Origin of the sequence: Aestuariibaculum sp. YM273, from assembly GCF_030908365.1 — a bacterium.
In the GTDB taxonomy this organism is placed as follows: domain Bacteria; phylum Bacteroidota; class Bacteroidia; order Flavobacteriales; family Flavobacteriaceae; genus Aestuariibaculum; species Aestuariibaculum marinum.
Genome location: NZ_CP133090.1, coordinates 2,597,435 through 2,617,208, shown reverse-complemented (window position 1 = coordinate 2,617,208; position 19,774 = coordinate 2,597,435). Strand labels below are relative to the sequence as shown.

At 34.1% G+C, this 19,774-nt stretch carries 16 protein-coding genes; 11 read left to right on the top strand and 5 right to left on the bottom strand.

Annotated features, from left to right (window positions below; translation table 11 throughout):
- Positions 1 to 202 precede the first annotated feature (202 nt).
- From tsaD to RBH94_RS11240, 10 genes are all read left to right on the top strand, one after another.
- A complete protein-coding gene (gene tsaD / locus RBH94_RS11285; RefSeq protein WP_307880985.1) occupies positions 203 to 1,225 on the top strand; it encodes a tRNA (adenosine(37)-N6)-threonylcarbamoyltransferase complex transferase subunit TsaD in 1,023 nt (340 codons plus the stop codon).
- A gap of 28 nt (positions 1,226 to 1,253) precedes the next feature.
- Complete coding sequence (locus RBH94_RS11280; protein WP_307880984.1) at positions 1,254 to 1,892, top strand: peptidylprolyl isomerase; 639 nt, start codon at positions 1,254 to 1,256, stop codon at positions 1,890 to 1,892.
- The gene (locus tag RBH94_RS11275) at positions 1,892 to 2,608 is read left to right on the top strand and encodes a 16S rRNA (uracil(1498)-N(3))-methyltransferase (RefSeq protein ID WP_307880983.1); all 717 of its coding nucleotides are present in this window, start codon (positions 1,892 to 1,894) and stop codon (positions 2,606 to 2,608) included. The genes RBH94_RS11280 and RBH94_RS11275 overlap by 1 nt, the downstream gene beginning before the upstream one ends.
- A gap of 6 nt (positions 2,609 to 2,614) precedes the next feature.
- On the top strand, positions 2,615 to 3,256 hold the full coding sequence (locus tag RBH94_RS11270) for a DUF4159 domain-containing protein (RefSeq protein ID WP_307880982.1): 642 nt from the start codon (positions 2,615 to 2,617) through the stop codon (positions 3,254 to 3,256).
- A gap of 11 nt (positions 3,257 to 3,267) precedes the next feature.
- The gene (locus RBH94_RS11265) at positions 3,268 to 3,762 is read left to right on the top strand and encodes a hypothetical protein (protein ID WP_307880981.1); all 495 of its coding nucleotides are present in this window, start codon (positions 3,268 to 3,270) and stop codon (positions 3,760 to 3,762) included.
- Between the two features lie 36 nt (positions 3,763 to 3,798).
- Complete coding sequence (locus RBH94_RS11260; protein WP_307880980.1) at positions 3,799 to 4,296, top strand: TrmH family RNA methyltransferase; 498 nt, start codon at positions 3,799 to 3,801, stop codon at positions 4,294 to 4,296.
- 84 nt (positions 4,297 to 4,380) lie between these two features.
- The gene (locus tag RBH94_RS11255) at positions 4,381 to 6,732 is read left to right on the top strand and encodes a glycoside hydrolase family 95 protein (RefSeq protein WP_307880978.1); all 2,352 of its coding nucleotides are present in this window, start codon (positions 4,381 to 4,383) and stop codon (positions 6,730 to 6,732) included.
- Between the two features lie 14 nt (positions 6,733 to 6,746).
- Complete coding sequence (locus RBH94_RS11250; protein ID WP_307880977.1) at positions 6,747 to 7,832, top strand: glycoside hydrolase family protein; 1,086 nt, start codon at positions 6,747 to 6,749, stop codon at positions 7,830 to 7,832.
- 77 nt (positions 7,833 to 7,909) lie between these two features.
- A complete protein-coding gene (locus RBH94_RS11245; RefSeq protein ID WP_307880976.1) occupies positions 7,910 to 8,998 on the top strand; it encodes an AI-2E family transporter in 1,089 nt (362 codons plus the stop codon).
- Positions 8,999 to 9,004: 6 nt separating this feature from the next.
- On the top strand, positions 9,005 to 10,183 hold the full coding sequence (locus RBH94_RS11240) for a class I SAM-dependent methyltransferase (protein ID WP_307880975.1): 1,179 nt from the start codon (positions 9,005 to 9,007) through the stop codon (positions 10,181 to 10,183).
- A gap of 6 nt (positions 10,184 to 10,189) precedes the next feature.
- On the opposite strand, the gene RBH94_RS11235 is transcribed toward RBH94_RS11240, so the two are convergent.
- Positions 10,190 to 10,645, bottom strand: coding sequence for an RNA methyltransferase (locus RBH94_RS11235; RefSeq protein WP_188223777.1), 456 nt, complete (start codon positions 10,643 to 10,645; stop codon positions 10,190 to 10,192).
- Between the two features lie 88 nt (positions 10,646 to 10,733).
- Positions 10,734 to 12,227, bottom strand: coding sequence for an aspartyl protease family protein (locus RBH94_RS11230; protein WP_307880974.1), 1,494 nt, complete (start codon positions 12,225 to 12,227; stop codon positions 10,734 to 10,736).
- A gap of 268 nt (positions 12,228 to 12,495) precedes the next feature.
- Here RBH94_RS11230 and RBH94_RS11225 point away from each other — a divergent pair, with 268 nt between their 5' ends.
- A complete protein-coding gene (locus RBH94_RS11225; protein ID WP_307880973.1) occupies positions 12,496 to 13,242 on the top strand; it encodes a GDSL-type esterase/lipase family protein in 747 nt (248 codons plus the stop codon).
- A 73-nt stretch (positions 13,243 to 13,315) separates the two neighbouring features.
- Here the strand turns inward: RBH94_RS11225 and RBH94_RS11220 are convergent, their stop codons facing one another.
- The 3 genes from RBH94_RS11220 to RBH94_RS11210 are packed head-to-tail and all read right to left on the bottom strand — an operon-like array spanning position 13,316 to position 19,739.
- Positions 13,316 to 15,067, bottom strand: a complete 1,752-nt coding sequence (locus tag RBH94_RS11220) for a RagB/SusD family nutrient uptake outer membrane protein (protein ID WP_307880972.1) — start codon at positions 15,065 to 15,067, stop codon at positions 13,316 to 13,318.
- 32 nt (positions 15,068 to 15,099) lie between these two features.
- Positions 15,100 to 18,258, bottom strand: coding sequence for a SusC/RagA family TonB-linked outer membrane protein (locus tag RBH94_RS11215; protein ID WP_307880971.1), 3,159 nt, complete (start codon positions 18,256 to 18,258; stop codon positions 15,100 to 15,102).
- Between the two features lie 20 nt (positions 18,259 to 18,278).
- Complete coding sequence (locus RBH94_RS11210; protein WP_307880970.1) at positions 18,279 to 19,739, bottom strand: fasciclin domain-containing protein; 1,461 nt, start codon at positions 19,737 to 19,739, stop codon at positions 18,279 to 18,281.
- Positions 19,740 to 19,774 lie beyond the last annotated feature (35 nt).

The window sequence follows — 19,774 nt, the reverse complement described above, 5'->3', positions numbered from 1 at the left end:
CTAAATTAAATTATTTGAAAAACAACGTTCTGTTTATCATTCATAGGTTTACCTTTAACTCAACTATCAAGCAAACCATATTCACCATTTTTACATTTCTATTAATAAAATAATTAAGTAGTTTTGTAATTACGATGAAAACAATAAAACAGATGGCTTATTGGTTTTCAAAATTAACAATTATTATGCCTAAATCTTATTAATGGCTACACAAAATATTTACATTCTTGGAATTGAGTCTTCCTGCGACGATACTGCCGCGGCTGTAATGCATAACGGACGTATTTTAAGTAACATTATAGCAAACCAAAAAATACACGAAGAATACGGTGGTGTTGTGCCCGAACTAGCCTCCAGAGCCCACCAGCAAAACATAGTTCCTGTTGTGCATCAGGCCTTAAAGAAAGCTGGAATTACTAAAGAACAATTAAATGCTATTGCCTTTACAAAAGGGCCCGGACTAATGGGATCTTTGCTAGTAGGAACTTCTTTTGCTAAATCTCTGGCCTACGGTTTAGATATTCCGTTAATTGATGTCAACCACATGCAAGGTCATATTTTAGCGCATTATATTGATGAAGACGGTTTTGAAAAACCTCCTTTTCCATTTTTAGCCATGACCATTTCAGGTGGACATACCCAAATTGTGCGCTGTGACAGTTATTTCGATATGACCGTAATTGGTGAAACTATTGATGATGCCGTTGGAGAAGCCTTTGATAAAAGTGGAAAGATTCTTGGGTTAGGCTATCCTGCCGGTCCTGAAATAGACAAACGTGCTAAATTAGGAAATCCGAAAGCCTTCAAATTTACCAAACCAAAGGTAGATGGATTAAACTTTAGTTTTTCGGGGTTGAAAACTGCTATCTTATATTTTATTCAAAAGGAAACTAAAAACAACCCTAATTTTATTGAAGAGAACCTAAACGACATTTGCGCCTCTATTCAATACACCATTATTGAAATTTTAATTGATAAATTAAAAAAGGCCTCAAAAGAAACCGGTATTAAACATATTGCGATTGGCGGTGGTGTTTCGGCAAATTCGGGTATTCGTCAAGCTTTAAAAGATGGTGAGAAAAAATTTGGATGGACTACCTACGTTCCTAAATTTGAATTCACAACCGATAATGCTGCTATGATTGCCATTGTTGGTCATTTAAAATATTTAGAAAATGAATTTGCCGACCAAAATGTGGCAGCTTCAGCTCGATTAAAAATCTAATTTAAATTATAAACCCCAAACTACCTCTATGATTAAAAAACTACTTACCTACAGCTTGTTTTGTTTAACAATTTCAGTTTTTGCTCAAACCTCAACTGAAGACGATTTAATTACTATTGAAAGCACAAAACAAGTTGACTCGTTTTTACAAACCAAAAAGCACAAAGGCAACAAAATTGTAACCTTTAATGAAGAGAAGCACAAAACAATTTTAGCAAAAGAGCTTTTCAGCATGTCTCGAGGTGCTGTAAAAACAAAAGAAAATGAATATGAAAAAACCTTCTATAAGGTTCTTGAAAAAAACAAAACACCGTATTACAGAGTAAGCTATATTTACTTAGATGGCTCTAAATATACAGAAGCTGATATCGCAAGTTTAAGGTCAACTATCGTTTCAAAATATAATAATGGTATTCCATTTTCGTATTTAGCAAAACAATATTCAATGGATGCTTACGCTAAAAAAGGCGGTGATTTGGGATGGTTTACCACAGGTAAAATGCCCGTAGAATTTGAAGCTGAAGTGATTAATGGACATCACAGCTTAGATGATATTTTCAGTGTAAAAATCCCAGAAAGGAAGGCGCACTATTTAATATTACAAACACATGAACCAAAACAGATTGCCGAAATAAAAGTTTTAAAAATTGTTGAAGCTATACACTAATGCAGTTATTTTATAATCCAGACATTACCGAAAATACGAATCAATTTTCTTTTGAAAAAGAAGAAAGTAAACACATTGTAAAGGTGCTCCGAAAAAAAATTGGAGACACCTTACACATTACCAACGGAAATGGCTGGCTATTTACTGCTGAAATTACTGTGGCCGACATAAAAAACTGTCTGGTTAACATTACCTCAAAAACGTTACAGCCAAAGCGCAATTGTAATTTGCATTTGGCTGTCGCGCCAACAAAAATGAACGATCGCTACGAGTGGTTTTTAGAAAAAGCAACCGAAATTGGTATTGAAAGCATTACTCCTGTGTTTTGCGACCATAGTGAACGCAAAGTCATAAAAGCTGACAGATTTGAAAAGATATTACAATCGGCAACCAAACAGTCCTTAAATTGTTACATGCCAAAACTCAATGAAGCTATATCTTTTAAACAGTTTATAACTCAAACATTTGAAGGTGATTTGTTTATTGCGCATTGCGAAGAAACCGATAAAAAATCATTAAAACAGGAATTAAAACCCAATACAAATGTTACCATTTTAATTGGCCCTGAAGGTGATTTTAGTAGTAAAGAAATTGAATTGGCTATTGCTAATAAATTTATTCCTGTAACTTTGGGAGAAACCAGATTACGTACAGAAACAGCTGCGATTGTAGCTTGCCACAGTGTCGCTTTTGTAAACGAAACTATTAATGAGTAATTAATTATGAAACGAGTTTTATCGACATTCGCTTTACTATTATCCTTATGCGGATTTGCACAAGAACTCGCTTTTGTAAAATATAAAGGGGGTGGCGACTGGTATGCCAACCCTACTTCACTGCCCAATTTAATTGCCTTTTGCAATGAAAACATCAACACACAAATCAATCCGAAACCACAGACTGTTGAAGTGGATAGTCCGGATTTGTTTCAGTTTCCATTCGTTCACATGACGGGGCACGGTAATGTTTTTTTTAGTGATAATGATGTAGAAAACCTTCGAAACTATTTAATCTCCGGTGGTTTTTTGCACATCGATGATAATTACGGTATGCAACCGTATATTACCAAAGAATTAAAAAAGGTTTTTCCTGATAAAGATTTGATTGAATTACCTCCGAATCACGAGATTTTTAATATCGCTTATCCTTTTCCTAATGGTTTGCCTAAAATCCACGAACACGATGGAAAACGACCTCAGGCCTTTGGTTTATTCCATGAAGATCGATTAATCTTATTGTTCACTTTTGAAAGTGATCTAGGTGATGGTTGGGAAGATCCTGCAGTTCATAACGATCCAGAAAATGTTAGAGAAAAAGCCCTGAAAATGGGCGCTAATATTGTAAAATACGCTTTCGAACATTAAGTATAAATTCAATGGAGAATTTTAAATGGAACGGAGAAAAAACTATTGAAGGAATTGATTCTAATATTTTTTTGATAGGAAAAAAATTTCATGAAACATCAAAGTTAATTGACTCATATTTCCTTGAACCAAAAGTTGTTAATTTAGCCTTTTCAATTGAATTATACCTTAAATCACTAAACACGAAGTACAGTTATTCAAAAAAGGGCAATTCAGTATTACCTATCCTCAACAGAAATCTTATAAAAATTCCCCGACACAACAAGCACCAATTAAATAAAATATTCAAACAACTAAATGAATCTGATCAGATCAACTTGATTATGTTGTATTCAGAAAAACATAATTCTGATCTAATTGAAGATTTAAGTAAACTTAAGAATACATTTATTGATTTTAGATACTCTTTTGAAAAAGAAAGTTTAATTATAACAGAATCTCTATTAGAAAGAATAGCTTCCTTCCTAAAAGAATATGTAGAAAATAAAATGAAAAGTAGTGGATAAAACATCTCTTTAATTTTCATAAAACATAACGTTCAAATGCAACTCACCCATTACACTTCAAACTTTAATAAACATACGTTTCCAATTACAGTAATTGGAGATAACGTCACCAACGCTCCAAACATTGGAAGCTTATTTAGAATGTGTGATGCCTTTGGTGTTGAAAAATTAATACTTTGCGGAAAAGACATAACCTTAGGGCGAAAAACAGCTAAAACTTCCCGTGCTACTGAAAAAGTTGTTCCGTTTGAAATTTGCGAATCGGCTTTAGAACAAATAGAAAATCTAAAAAAAGATCATTTTATTATAGCTCTTGAAATTACAAGTACAAGTCAACCTATTCACACTTTTAAACTTTCTTCTGAAAAACCCATTGTTTTAGTTATTGGCGATGAAAATTTTGGAGTTTCAGAAGCCATTTTAAATAATGCTGGTGCCATTATTCATATCAATATGTTTGGACAAAACAGCAGTATGAATGTGGTACAAGCCACAAACATAGCGTTATACGAAATAACCAAGCAGCTTTTGTAAAAAAGTACACCTCAAAGAAGAATATATTCCCCTCTTTTTTATTTATTTTTAGCTTCTTTGTAAATAAAAACTAACGATCTAGAAATGAATTTCCCATTAAAAACGAACCTCAAGTTAATCTATCTTTTAACACTTTTATTTGCTTCATTCTGTAATGGACAAGAACACCTACTCTGGTATGATCAACCTGCCAGTAACTGGAACGAAGCGCTCCCACTAGGTAACGGTAAAATTGGGGTTATGGTTTTCGGGAATACCACCAATGAACGGATTCAGTTAAATGATGATTCTATGTGGCCTGGCAATGATCCAGATTGGATAGAACCAGAAGGTAACAAAGAAGACCTTGAACATATTAGAGAATTATTATTTAAAGGAAATAACGAAGCTGCCGACAGTTTGTTTGTTGCTAAATTTTCAAATAAAACCATTGTAAGGTCTCACCAAACATTAGGCGATTTATTTATCGATTTCAAACATGATAACATCACCGATTATCGTCGTGAACTGAATCTTGAAAATGCCACCTCACAGGTTTCTTTCAAATCTAATGGCTATGTATTTACCGAAAACATTCTGGTATCCCATCCGCATAAAGCGATTGTTATTGAATTAAAAACTGAAAACCCAAAAGGGATTACCGCTAAACTAAAACTAAGTCGTCCTAAAGATGCTGGTTTAGAAACAGCAAAGTCATTCACGACAAAAGACGGACTTCTTCTTATGCAAGGGGAAGTGACGCAACGTGAAGGCAAGTTTAATTCACAACCTAAACCAATTACTCACGGGGTAAAATTTGAAACTGCTTTAAAAGTGATTAATGGGTCTGGAAGTGTTTTAACTACTAGCGATTATTTAGAACTGAAAAACGTAAAAAAAGCAACTATTTATATAGTTAATAACACATCATACTATTTTGATGACTACAAAAAACAAAATCGAAAGAACTTAAAAGCTATTGGCTCTAAATCTTTTGAAGAGCTTAGAAAACCTCATATAGAAGATTACCAGGAGTTTTATTCAAGAGTGAAACTTCAATTAAATAACGACAATGATTATAGCAATATTCCAACAGACCAAAGAATAGAAGCAATTAAGAATGGAGCTATTGACACGGGGTTAGAAACTTTATTATTTAATTACGGACGTTACTTATTAATATCATCCTCAAGAGAAGGCTCGAATCCTGCTAATTTACAAGGCTTATGGAATCAACATATTAAAGCTCCCTGGAATGCCGATTATCACGCTAACATTAATTTACAAATGAATTATTGGTTAGCCGATATGACCGGACTTGGAGAACTTAACAATCCGTTTTTTGACTATGTCGATATGCTGGTTGAAAATGGAAAAACTACAGCCAGTAAAAACTTTGGTTGTTCAGGGGCATTTATCCCACATGCCACCGACTTATGGGGGCCAACCTGGTTACGCGCTCCTACCGCATTTTGGGGGTGTTCCATGGGAGCTGGAGGCTGGCTCATGCAACATTACTGGCAACATTATAGATTTACAAAAGATAAAAACTTCTTACAAAAGCGTGTATACCCTGCTCTTAATGAGATTACAAAATTCTATAGTGATTGGCTTATTGAAGATCCTCGAGATGGTTCTTTAATTTCAGCGCCCTCCACTTCACCTGAAAACCGATTCATTAATGAAAAAGGAAATAAAGTAGCCACTTGCCTGGGTAGCGCTATGGACCAACAAGTCATTCATGAAGTTTTTGAAAATTACTTAAAAACCTGCGCTATTTTAAATATTCAAAATGATTTTGTTGAAAAAATAAAACAGCAGAAAATTCAATTGCGCCCTGGATTTGTTTTAGGAGATGACGGAAGAATTTTGGAATGGGACCGGACTTATGAAGAACCAGAACCGGGACACAGACATATGTCTCACTTATACGGATTTCACCCAGGAAACAGTGTTACAAAAGAGAGCTATCCAGAGCTTTTTGATGCTGTTAAAAAAACTCTAGATTACAGATTACAAAACGGAGGTGCAGGTCCAGGATGGAGTCGAGCCTGGTTAATAAATTGTAGCGCCAGACTTCTTGATTCTGAAATGGCTCATGAACACATCCAACTACTGTTTAAAAAATCTATAGGTAAAAACCTTTTCGATTTACATCCACCCTTTCAAATTGATGGTAATTTTGGTTATACAGCAGGCGTTGCCGAAATGTTATTACAGTCGCATGAAGATAACGTTATTCGTATTTTACCAGCCTTACCAAAAGCCTGGAAAGATGGATCGGTTAAAGGCTTAAAAGGACGAGGTGGGTTAACTTTTGATATTGTTTGGCGTAATAACCAATTAGAAAAGTTAACGATAACATCTAGATACGACCATCAATTCAAATTAATTTATCAGGATAAAGTACAAAACCTTCGACTTAAAAAAGGAGAAACCTTTGTTCCTGTATTTTAAAAATTTTTAATTAAATGAAAATAACTGTCTTGAATTTAAATAAAACTAATATCCTAAAAACTATTTTACTTCTGCTTTTAACCAATATATCTAATGCCCAACTTAAATTAAAGTCATTTGCCGACCAATGGGAATTTATTGGTATTGCTGTAGAGGAGCCCGGGTATACCATCTGGGGAACTTCTCCTATTATTGACGAGGACGGTAAAACCCACCTGTTTGTGGCCAGATGGCCAGGAAATACTGTTGAACCTGGTTGGAGAACACATAGTGAAATTGCACACTATATTGGAGACTCACCCGAAGGTCCATTTAAATTTGTTGACATTGCCGTTAAAGGCGAAATAGAAGACGAATTAACATCAACTAATTCTCAATTTAACAAAAACATTTTTGCCCCTCACAATCCTACCATTAAGAAAATAGGTGATGTCTATGCATTACTTTATATTGTTAACAATGGAATAAAAGAACACCCATCAAACCAATATATTTGTCTATCAACTTCAAAAAGCTTAAACGGCCCATGGAAACCTGTTAATACGGACGGAGCTCTTTTACGACCTTCAAAAAACGAAGACTACTGGAACTATAATGCCAGTAATGGGGTTAACAATCCTACTCTATTACAACATCCTAAAGGTGGATTTTTCCTGTATTATAAATCGGAAAAAGCAAGAATGGGCTTAGCTGTAGCCGAACATCTGGAGGGGCCATATGTGCAAATGCCTTTCCCTGTAACTGTAAACGACAGAAATATTGAAGATGGTTACGCATTTATGTTTAATAATAAATTTGCCCTATTAACAACGGATAATCATGGCATAATAGAAGAAGGAGGAGGTATTCTCTGGACATCGAATGATGGTATTCACTTTGATACAAATGAAAAAGGGTTCCATCGTATAAACGATTATACTCCTATAAATATGAAAGACGTTAAAGTGCATTATGGTCCTAAGAACAAATCTTACGCAAAATTTGAACGGCCGCAGATTTTAACATTTAACAATAAGCCTAAATATTTATATGTTGCATCAGGTACTAATATCTATGGAGGTGACGCACCTGTAAGCTATGTTTTAAAATCTAAAAATTAATTATGTATCTAAAAACAAATATGATAGCGACAATTCACATTTAATCCTTGTATTTAGTTTTTAATTATATTTACTAAATGAATTCAAGAATCATTGCTAACGGTATTTTAAGAGCTATTGCCATTTTATTAGGTGTGGCGTTACTCCTCTTCTTTCTTTATAAAATTCAATCGGTAATTAGCTATCTCATTATTGCCTCGGTTATTTCCTTAATTGGGAGACCTATCGTGATGTTTTTAACGAATCGGTTAAAATTTAAAAGTACCTTAGCTGTGGTGTTTACCATAGTATTTTTATTAGGTACCGTTATTGGGCTTGTAACCATGTTCATCCCTTTAATAATTGAACAAGGGCATAAATTATCTTTGCTTAACATCAATCAGTTACAAACCAATATTAATAATTTATATAGCGAAATTATTAATTATTTCGACTTAAGAAAGATTGATGTGCGTCAATCTCTTGAAGAAACTAAACTACTATCCAAGCTTGATTTATCCTTAATTCCTTCCTTTTTAAATACAGTAATTAGCGGATTAGGTAGTTTTAGTGTTGGATTGTTTTCTGTTTTATTTATTTCCTTTTTCTTTTTAAAAGACAGTAAATTGTTCGAGCATGGCATCTTAATATTTATCCCAGACAATAAAGAAACACAGTGGAAAAACTCTTCAACAAAAATTAAGGATTTACTATCCAGATATTTCGTTGGTTTAATTCTGCAAATATCTATTTTGTTTGTAATCTACACCACAGGATTACTAATCGTTGGTATAGAAAACCCAATTGTCATCGCTTTTTTATGCGCTTTACTAAACCTAATTCCTTATGTTGGACCATTAATAAGTATGGTTTTAATGCTAACATTAACCATGACCAGTCACTTAGGAGAAAATTTCAGCCAGATTATATTACCCAAAACATTCTGGGTGTTTATCGTATTTTTAATAGGTCAATTGGTTGATAATTTTTTCAGTCAGCCTTTTATATTTTCAAAAAGTGTAAAATCACATCCATTGGAAATTTTCCTTGTAATTTTAATTACCGGTATTTTATTTGGGGTAATTGGGTTAATTTTGGCCATTCCTGCGTATACCGCAATGAAAGTTGTTTTAAAAGAGTTTTTATCTGAAAATAGCATCGTAAAAAAGCTCACTAAAGATTTATAATCCCAATTGAATACTGAAATTCTAAATAGTGAAGTCCAAGAATTTATTAATACCCATTTAAATTCTGATATCACTGCGTTAATTTTTAAAGGTTCGCCGTTTCCTTCTATTGACATCAAAGATTTTGTGGAACAAATAGAAGCAAAAAAACGCTGTGAAAAAAAATTACCGTCTTGGTTTAATACCAAAAACATTTATTACCCAAATAAATTAAACATAGAACAAACATCATCTGAAATTACTGCTGAATACAAAACAAGTTTAATTTCAGGCGAGTCTATAATTGATTTAACCGGTGGTTTTGGGGTAGACTGTTTCTATTTCTCAAAAGTGTTTAAAAGTGTTGAACATTGTGAAATTAACAAATCGCTTTCTGAAATAGTTGAACATAACTACAAAAAACTAAGAGTAAATAATGTTCATAACCATGCTGCTGACGGTATGCAGATGCTCGAAAACAATAATAAAACCTACGACTGGATATATATCGACCCGTCAAGACGCCATGATAGCAAGGGTAAAGTATTCTTCTTAAAGGATTGCCTGCCTAACGTTCCAGAACATTTAGACCTTTTATTTAAACGGTCAAAAAACATATTAATAAAAACATCGCCATTACTCGATTTCTCAATTGGCATCGATGAATTGAAGTTTGTTAAAAGCATTCATGTTGTAGCCTTAAACAACGAGGTTAAAGAACTCCTTTGGGTTTTGGAGGCGGGTTTTACAGGAGATATTTCCATTGATACGGTTAATCTTAAAAATGACCAAAAGGAAGTATTTAATTTCTCTTTTGAAGTAGAAAAAACTTTAGATTCCAATTATAGCGTCCCCCTCTCCTATTTATACGAACCAAACAGTGCCGTTTTAAAGGCTGGTGGTTTTCATTCAATTAGTAACCAATTGAAAGTTGATAAATTGCATAAACACTCTCATTTATACACAAGTGATAAAGCTATAGATTTCCCCGGAAGAGGTTTTAAAATTGAATCAACTATCGCCTATAACAAAAAAGAACTTAAAAAACTTGGGATAACAAAAGCCAACATCACCACTCGAAATTTCCCTGAAACAGTTGAACAACTTAGAAAAAAGTTCAAAATTAAGGATGGGGGAAACATCTACCTTTTTTTCACCACAGATTTAAATGACACTAAAATTATTTTAGTAACCAGTAAATTATAACTCCGATCAAGATCTCGGTTTATCAATACCTCTATCATACATTACGATACTTCCGGCGACAGATACATTTAAACTTAATTCCGATTTAAATTTTACTAAAAAATGAGATTTTTCAATGGCTTGTTTAGACAATCCGTGATCTTCGGCTCCTAATAAATACACACAACGTCTCGGGTGATGAAAGGTTTCCAATGGCACAGCTTGATCGGTAAGCTCCACCCCTACTAATCTCGCACCTTTAGGTAAGTTATTAAAAAAATCGTCAAAGGTTTCATAATGAAAATAAGGCATCGCCTTTACTGCATTGTGCGTATCACAAGCCTGCTTAGCATATCGATTACCGATTGTAAAAATAAAACTAGCTCCTAAATTTTGAGCTGAACGCCATAACACCCCTAAGTTTTCCGGAGTTTTTCCGTTCTGAATTCCTATTCCAAAAAACTCGTTTGTAAAATTATCCATACCGCAAAAGTAACAAACATTTAAAAGAAAAAGCGGCCTTAAAATTAAATTCAAAGCTGCTTTTAAATTTTCAAAACCTATGCTTTTTTTAAAGGATTACTTCTACAGGTTTTCCTTTTCTCAATACTTGTAACTTTAAACTGTCCTGTTGTTGTAACTTAGAAATCTTTTGATCATCTAACTCCTTTGCAGAAATACCTTCAATACTTATAATGCGGTCCCATATTTTCAACGGATCTTCCTCACCGGCATCTGTACCTTGTTCGGTAGTTAAGTTTCGTTTTACAGCCAATACATTGTTTATATAACCAACTATGTAATTGTCTATCACGAAATCTAAGGGCAACATAGTTTCTGGGTTCATTTTGGTGTATAAATTATAAGTATTCAAGTCGATAACCCAATTAAATCGGCGCAAAAACTGAATACCAATAGACCCTAATACATTATGGCCTTTATGCCTGCCTTCTTCATACGATTCTACTGCCAAACTCGCTTTACTAAATGTTAGTCCGGCGAAAGAAATGCTATCCGTAAGCCCTACTTGTACTGGAGATTGATGCCCGACACTCTTATTTACTGTATTATATAGAGGTTTCATACTCTTGATTAGCAAACTTTCGTCCTCTAATTTTGTTCCAGAACCAAACATAATAGCCTGATAGCCTGCCCCTGCATCTAAAATAAATTCTGATTCAAAAGTATTTCCTCCTGAATTGATAGTAATGGGAATAGTTGGAATCCCTTCGGAATATCGAAATTCTGTCGAGTTATAATCTTTAAAAAAGCTGTTCTCTCCAAAGGAATACAAAATAATTTCATGGCGCTCGAAATTCACTTCCGTAATATAACTTCTAAAAAAGTTTGAACCACCAAGAATGCCATCTATCCCAGGTCTTATTTTTGGAAAGAGAACTAAATTTTGATTTTTTAATACAAAACCATCCAATTTTAAAGTATTTCCTGAAGAAAAATTAACTTTCATTTCACCTCCTGGAACAAAAACATTACGTTCTTCTGTTATTTTAATTCCTATTTCATCTTTTAAATTATCTGTTAATGCCATTCCATCAGCTCCGGTATCAAATAACATATTTAACACTCGATCTGAATCGTTTAATTTAGCTTTTATAATTATTGCACCTCGGTCATAAATGAAAGGGAAAGTTGCTATTTTTTTTGATTCTCCATATCGATTAAATCCAAATCCTTTTTGATCTAAATAATCTGAGTATAATAATTTTCCATTCCTTGAAAAAACGACATTAGAAACAATCTCTTTCTCCCCAAAAACATAATGCACGGTACAAAAACGTTTTCCGTTTTCTTCAGTTACGGCATCCCAATACATTGTGCTGGGTTTATTTACTTTTTCAATGACATCTACAAAAAATTTTGTTGCCATTGGAGCCTGATATACCCCTAATCTAAAATCTTTCGAAACAAAATCTCCAATCAATGATTTGTCTCCCTTAAGTAAACATGCTTTATAGGTGTTAAGTGTTTTAAACTCCTGTTCTGTGCCTTGTGAAAAGCTATTAAGCGTCATTAGAAATGATAAGATAAATACGGAAATCTTCATAAATTTAGTTTATTGATTAAATATAAAAGGGTTACAACCAGGGTAACCCTTTTTACTTCTACACTTTTCTTGAGTGACTAATTCAAATTTTATATATTATGAAAAAATATAGTTCAGTGAGAAGCCTAAAAACCAATTGCCTCAATTTTCCTCTCTCATAAAAAATATTGGCTTATTGATTTTTATATATTACGGTCGTAAATTTAAATACCCTTATACCTATTTTTAATTTTATGATAATTTTATGATATACCCTGTTACCAAAAAAATGAATAAACAAATATTAACTCCGTTTTTATCGATCGTCTTTATTTTTCAGACCTTAGCACAATCTTCAGAGATTTCAAAACTTTACCCTTCAAAAGAGATTACTTCAAAATATCATAACAACTGGACACAAAAACACTATAAAGCGCGTATTACACATTTCAAAAATACACCTTTAAAGTTTGGAGACATTGTTTTTATTGGAAACAGTATAACGGAACAAGGTAGAGATTGGAATGAAAAATTTAATACCCTTAATATTAGTAATCGCGGAATTGCCGGCGATGTTACTGATGGTGTTTTAAAACGCTTAGATGAAATCACTTATTTTAAACCTAAGGCGGTTTTTATTCTTATTGGAATAAACGATTTGTCAAGTCTTCATTATGAAGACACCGATAAAAGATTTAAATACATTAAGCTTGTCCCCTCTTCAAAATACATTGCTAAAAACATTTTAAGGATAGCTAAAAAAATCAATAGAAAATCTCCTCAAACCCTAATTTACGTTCGTACCATTTTACCAACCCGACGCGATTATTTAAAAACGGATATTATTGCAACCAATAAGTATATTACAGAGTACGAAAAGAAAGGCTATTACAAGGTTATAGATTTGTTTGCTGAATTTACGGACCCTAACGGCAGTTTAATTAAAGAATTAACTAAAGATGGAGTTCACCTAAATGAGAAAGGTTACACAAAATGGTCTTCTTTTGAACACCCTTTAATTAACAGTTTAAAATAGTATTTATAAAAAAACTCTAAGACTATCTATGTCTTAGAGTTTTTAAAGAATAAACTTTGACTAATTCTTAATTTTATTCATCTTCTTTCCATACAAATGGTAAATACCAATTGTTTGAACTCATAAGTTTACTGCGCACTTCGCCTGCCCTAGGATTACCATCTTTGTATAACTTATTATACACCTTATCTGCTAAAAAGCCCGGATCATTACGACGCAATGCCACACGAACAAGATCTCCCCAACGATTTCCTTCAAAGGCTAATTCAAGAGCACTTTCTTTTATTAAATTATTTTCGATAGATATTAAACTATCTCCCATAACCTCAGCACGCTCAACATAAGCTCTTCCTCTTAAACCTGAGTTACGATACCAATCTCCCCTGTAAAAAGGAAAATCTCCTTGTCTTGCATCAAAATCGTATGGAAACGGTTGATGTGTTTGCTCTATATCTGTAACATCGGTTACCCCATCAACGGTATAAGCACTCTGAATTCCAAAATTCAATAAGGCATCAGCTATTTTATGTTGATTGTCTCTGTTGGCGGCTTCAGAATATCTTAAATGTAATGTTGCTGCTCTATATAAAAACCAATCCCCTCCAGTTTGAAATACATCAAACGGTAATTGCGTATCTGTATTAATATATTTAAACAAATACTTCATAATTACGGGCTGACCATTTATCATGTTATAAGAGAATTTCTGTCCACGTGCATCATAAGGGAACCCATTTCTTTGTACTTCACCATCCCATAGCTCCATTGCACTTTCTGAAGGTTTCACTAAATATTCTCCTCCTTGATTTGAAAATAAATCTACAAACGGATTTTGAGGTGCAAAATTACTATCGAAAGGCATAGACCAAATCCATTCTGTATTCCATAAAACGTCTTTTTCTCTAGCGAACATGGAACGCCAACCTTGTGTATTATTATTTACTAGGGCCTGCGCATCTTGCTCTCTATATCTGATATACCCAACAGCTAAATCGTTATTACTGGCAATTTCCGCCCATTTTATACGATATACGTCATAACGTTCAGAATCGCTACCACTGTTGCTAGCGGTTTCCATTACTGTTTTGTAATGGGAAGCCGCTGCGGTATAATTATTTGCCCACAAATTTAAATCGCCTAATAAACACTCTTTATTAATGAAGAATTTTGCCGTATTATAACCATCAACATCAATTACTAAAGTACTATTTGCATTGTATGGGCTTGTATATGGTAAAGATTCTGTAAAGTCTACCAGTTCATTAATAAGCTCTGTTAACTGCAATCTTGGATATAAATTTTCGTTTTTAACATCATCTATATTGGTTATAGGCTCTGTAATATATGGCACTTCACCATAATGCATTCCTAATTGCAAATACAACCAACTACGAAGGGTTCCAATATCTGAATAGCGCTCATTAAACTCGCTTTCATCCATCTTATTTTCCTGGTTCATAATGATGAAGTTTTTTAACGCATCATTACAATTATTAATGACTTCGTAAAAGTCTTTTGGGTTTGCATAAGGATTATCTTCAGTTACCGAATGCTCATTAATTTGCTGCAGATACATATCGGCATTATCGGTAGGGCTCATTAAATCGGCTCTCAGCTCATTTAATATAATGTGCTTTTTAGCTAAGCCCATAAATTTACCATATATCCCAACCACGGCAGCATCGGCATCGAAAACATCACGATATACCTGATCACTGTTTAATTTATCTTTAGGTTCTATATCTAGATAATCTTGACAAGAAGTTAGGCTCAAGAGAGCTGCTAAAGCTCCTAATGTGATTTTATTTCTAGTTATTTTTATCATTGTCTTCATGTTTTTCTCTAAAATTAGTTTCATTACAATCCTAAGCGTAACCCTAGTTGAACAGTCGTGAATTGTGGAATAAGCCCGATATCTGCTCCTTGTCCGAAAATTGAAGAAGTTGCACTAAACTCCGGATCGTACCCTAAATAATCGGTTATTGTAAACAAATTGTTTCCACTTGCATATAATTTTAAGTACTTCACCAAGTTAGACTCTATAGCTACATCGTAAGACACCATTAAGGTTTTTAATCTTAAATAAGAGCCATCTTCTATCCAACGACTAGAAAAAGACGCATTCCCCATTGGGTCTCCCCAAGTTGCTTTTGGAATTGACGTTTCCTGTCCCTCAGCAATCCAGCGATTGTTAATTGCAATACTCTGGTTATCGAAACTACTCATAGACTCTAAACTTCTGCGCACTCCATTGTAAATATCGTTCCCTACAGAGAAATTAAATAATCCTGAAATAGTGAATTTTTTAAATGTTAAGTTAGCACTTACGCTACCTGTTAAATCTGGATTTGGGTTACCAATAATTTTACGGTCTTTTTCATCTATAATTTTATCTCCATTAAGATCCTCGAAAATAACATCTCCACCTCCAAAAGGCACTAATGTTCCATTAGATAAACGACGTGATAAACCGTCTGCATTGGCTTGCGCCGTGGTACTGTAAACACCATTCGCTTGATAACCATAGAATAAATTCGCATCAAGACCTTCATGCGTAACATAAGTTGCTCCTCCAAAATTAGTTATGATACGATCGTTTGGAATGTTTAAAACTTCGTTCTCGTAGGCACTTAAGTTCACTCCTAAATCGAACTGAACATCGGGTGTATTTATAAGGCGACTATTAAGTCCTAAATCGAAACCTTGAGTTCGCATACTACCACTATTGGTAGCCATATAATCAAAACCAGAAGTCGTATTTGTTGACTCATAGATTATCATATCTGTGGTTTTATTAGAATACACATCAAAAGTTGCGTTAAGGCGTTCATTAAATAAAGCCACATCTAATCCTAAATCAAATTTTGTTACCTTTTCATGTTTAAGATTTGGATTTCCAATGTTTCCTCTAACCAAGCCTTGCATTCCCAAAAGGTTTTGAGATACATATAACTGTTGGGCTGTATAGTTTCCAATATCGTCATTACCACTAACTCCTACTGAAGCTCTTAATTTTAAAAGATTAATGAAGTTTGAATCCTTTAAAAAGCTTTCTGATGAAATTAACCAACCTGCCGAAACAGATCCCATGGGTGCAAAATTTACCGTTTCACCAAAACGACTTGAACCATCGTAAGCGGTATTAAGTGTAACAAAGTATTTATTTACATAATTATAATCTAAACTTAAATAGTTATTTACCCATTTCCAGTCTCCTAACTGACCTCCAACATACCTTAACAAGTTACTTCCAGACCCTACTGTTGTAAAATCATCGGTTGCTGAATTATACCCTAATCCTAAATCACTTTCAGATTCGTTAGACTGGGTACGCGATCCCAGACGTACATCGAAATTGTGTTTAAAATCTATACTTTTTGTATACGACAAATAAGCGTCGGTAAACAGAGAATAGTAACGTTGTACTTCACTACCGCTTCGGTTACCAGCTATAGCTGTTGGTAATGTAATATCAGCTACACCAAAATCTGGAATAAAGAAACGCTCACGCTCTTTATTATAATTTAAACCTATAATTAAATTCGCTTTAAATGCATCACTAAAAGTATAATCGAAGTTTAGGTTTCCGAAAAAGCGATAATTCTTATTTATTCCAAATCCGTTTTCTAATATCGAAACAGGGTTTCCTATATTAAACATATCTACATCGGCCAAGTTTGGAGACACATCTCCTTGTTCATCAATTACATTAACCGCTGTAAATGGTGATTTGGTTAAGGCTAAATGCAAAGGACTTGTTTTATACGCAGCCCCTTGATCATATAAATTTTCTTCGTTAAAAATAAACGATAGATTGGCATCAACAGATAACTTATCGGTTAATCGTAATGCTGCATTCAACCTTGTACTATAGCGTTTAAGATTCGACTCCCCTAGAACACCTTGATTGTTTAAAAAGCCTACCGAAAGCCCGTATTTAGCGATGTCATCTCCACCTCGTACTTTCAAGAAATAATTCTGATTGGTACTACTTTTAAATACCTGATCTTGCCAGTTTGTTACATTGTGATATGGGTAATAATTAAAACCTTGCGGATTATCGTTTACCCATGGCATACTAGCGATTTGTTCCTGACTATCACCTCGAGACGCCATTAATTGTGTTAAATAAGGTCTGAATTCCCAAGGACGCATAACGGGTAACTGTTTTGGATCTTCGTTCATACCGCTATACATGGTAAAATCAATTTTAGTACTTAATTCAGTTGGGCGGGTTGTTGTAATGATAATCACCCCATTAGCACCCTTTACCCCGTATATTGAGGACCCGTCTTTTAGCACGGTAACATCTTCAATATCTTTAACATCAATTAAAGCTAAAGGAGAAGAACTATTGTACTGAATAATTCCAGAACCGTAATCTTCATCATCATAGACCATACCATCAACAACAATAAGTGGTTTATTGGTTGCATAAAGTGAGTTAAAACCTCTTAAGGTTAAATAAGCACCTGCACCAGGCACACCTGATTTCCCGACACTGTTAAGTCCTGCTATTCGACCTTGCAAAAAGTTTCCAACAGATTGATTTACCGGGTTACCCCATTGATCTTTATTAAAATCTAATACATTGGCTGCTTTAGAATTTGAATATTGACGTTTTTCGCTTCCTGGTAAATTTGCGTTTTGGTAAAACTGAGAATAATTATCTTCAAACAGACTAATTTCCAAGCCTGTTTCTCTTTTATTTAAAGGCACCACTTTTGTTTGATACCCTTCAGCACTCAGCATTAATAAAGCATTTAAATGAGGAACTTTAATTGAGAAATTACCATCATCGTCTGAAATAGCTGCAGAAAAATCTTTTACAGCAACATTGATTCCGGAAATTCCTTCCCCTGTTTTTGCATTTTTAATAAGGCCTTTTATTTCGATACCTTTATTGGTTTGGGTACTTTCTGCATTAGAACCTGAATCCTGCGCATAAAGATTTCCTATAGCCCCACCAAATAGAAGTATACAAAGTAGACCGGTTAGTTTAAATATTTTGAGCATAATAGTTGGTTTAAAAGACATTATTTAATAACTGGTACTAGTTTAATATAATCTAAGGTTAACGTGTTCACTCCGTTACTTCCTGAATTGGCAGCGATTAAAGAAATCAAATCTAAATCTCCTGCCTCTTCCAGCGTAAACTCCCCAATGTATATCTCATCATAAATATTTGGAGGAACATCTGTGTAGTCTAACGTTGCTATCGGGTCTACAACTTCTCCCAACTCATTAAACATTCCTCCAAAACGTAAACGTTGTTGAAATGTGTTAGATTGGATATCGTTTATAGCTCTCCAATACACTTTATAAGTCGTACTGTATAAATTACTCGCACCGTAATAGATAGAGAATAATGGTTCTCCATGATTCTGTACCATAATGTCATTAAACATCACTCCATACAAATCTTCCTTTTCTCTGTAATAGGTGTTTCCACGCTTATCACCTTGACTAAAACCACTTGGGTTCTCTCCTTCAATTTGTTTCGTTAGAAGTCTCGTCTCTAAAGGCACATCCATAGCACCTACCATGTATAAAACACCATTACTTAAAGGTACTTGTTGAATAATATTGTCTTTATTAATTGGTACTTTTACCCCAAACCTTGAGACTAATGTATCCGGTAGGTTTTCCTGAGATATAGACTTGTGAAACGCAAAATCCCTTGTTGTGAAATAACTTGCATAGGTTGTAGTTGAATCTGCATTACTTTTTGTTAAATAAGGCTCTAGCTTCTGAACTTCGGTATTGAAAGCATCATCTTCCAATAAAAAGAAAGTGTATTTATTATTTTCATTATTTAAATTATAAACATTCTTTAAATAGGAATTCGTTAAAGAATCGGAATACACACCAGGCATGGTCTCTGCCATAGCTTTAGCCGTACTATCAGACTGATAAATATTAAATTCATTAAGCGATAGTAAATAGCTACTCATAGCATTACTTCCATTCATACTTTTAATGTACTCCCAGATATTAGATCTTGGTACCAATGCATCGCTTACAATGTGATACACTCCATTTGAAGTATATTGATCTGCAGTGACTACCGAAGCACCATCCATAACCTCGCCCCCTATAAACTCAAGGTTTTTAGTAGACAACATTTTTACAGTTACCGTATCTTGATTTGAAACCGAACCAAAAGCGGTAAGCGCTATATGGTTACTTACAAATCGCTTTTTACTGTTTAAATTTACCAATTCGTTGGCTGGTACTGACGCCATGGCTTCATTTGTAGGCGCCCAAACCGTGTATGTCTTTGTATTGGCAAGTACACGATCGTATCCTGTTTCTGTTAACAACTTACCAAATTCTGAAGTTTCAGAAATACTGGTAAGACGCTCTCCTAAGTTCTGCTTTAAATTATCGTCAGAACTCTCAGCATGGTCGTCCCATGGATCGGAACATGAAACGACTGCCATAAGAGATAAACTTGCTAATATGGCTTTAGAATATTTGTTTATTGATATCTTCATCCTTATTGGATTAGTTTAGTTAATATTATGCCTTT

Bases quoted from the DNA above. Each gene is read 5' to 3' on its own strand.
- tsaD (WP_307880985.1), top strand. From the start codon at position 203: ATGGCTACACAAAATATTTACATTCTTGGAATTGAGTCTTCCTGCGAC.
- RBH94_RS11280 (WP_307880984.1), top strand. From the start codon at position 1,254: ATGATTAAAAAACTACTTACCTACAGCTTGTTTTGTTTAACAATTTCA.
- RBH94_RS11275 (WP_307880983.1), top strand. From the start codon at position 1,892: ATGCAGTTATTTTATAATCCAGACATTACCGAAAATACGAATCAATTT.
- RBH94_RS11270 (WP_307880982.1), top strand. From the start codon at position 2,615: ATGAAACGAGTTTTATCGACATTCGCTTTACTATTATCCTTATGCGGA.
- RBH94_RS11265 (WP_307880981.1), top strand. From the start codon at position 3,268: ATGGAGAATTTTAAATGGAACGGAGAAAAAACTATTGAAGGAATTGAT.
- RBH94_RS11260 (WP_307880980.1), top strand. From the start codon at position 3,799: ATGCAACTCACCCATTACACTTCAAACTTTAATAAACATACGTTTCCA.
- RBH94_RS11255 (WP_307880978.1), top strand. From the start codon at position 4,381: ATGAATTTCCCATTAAAAACGAACCTCAAGTTAATCTATCTTTTAACA.
- RBH94_RS11250 (WP_307880977.1), top strand. From the start codon at position 6,747: ATGAAAATAACTGTCTTGAATTTAAATAAAACTAATATCCTAAAAACT.
- RBH94_RS11245 (WP_307880976.1), top strand. From the start codon at position 7,910: ATGAATTCAAGAATCATTGCTAACGGTATTTTAAGAGCTATTGCCATT.
- RBH94_RS11235 (WP_188223777.1), bottom strand. From the start codon at position 10,645: ATGGATAATTTTACAAACGAGTTTTTTGGAATAGGAATTCAGAACGGA.
- RBH94_RS11230 (WP_307880974.1), bottom strand. From the start codon at position 12,227: ATGAAGATTTCCGTATTTATCTTATCATTTCTAATGACGCTTAATAGC.
- RBH94_RS11225 (WP_307880973.1), top strand. From the start codon at position 12,496: ATGAATAAACAAATATTAACTCCGTTTTTATCGATCGTCTTTATTTTT.
- RBH94_RS11220 (WP_307880972.1), bottom strand. From the start codon at position 15,067: ATGATAAAAATAACTAGAAATAAAATCACATTAGGAGCTTTAGCAGCT.
- RBH94_RS11215 (WP_307880971.1), bottom strand. From the start codon at position 18,258: ATGCTCAAAATATTTAAACTAACCGGTCTACTTTGTATACTTCTATTT.
- RBH94_RS11210 (WP_307880970.1), bottom strand. From the start codon at position 19,739: ATGAAGATATCAATAAACAAATATTCTAAAGCCATATTAGCAAGTTTA.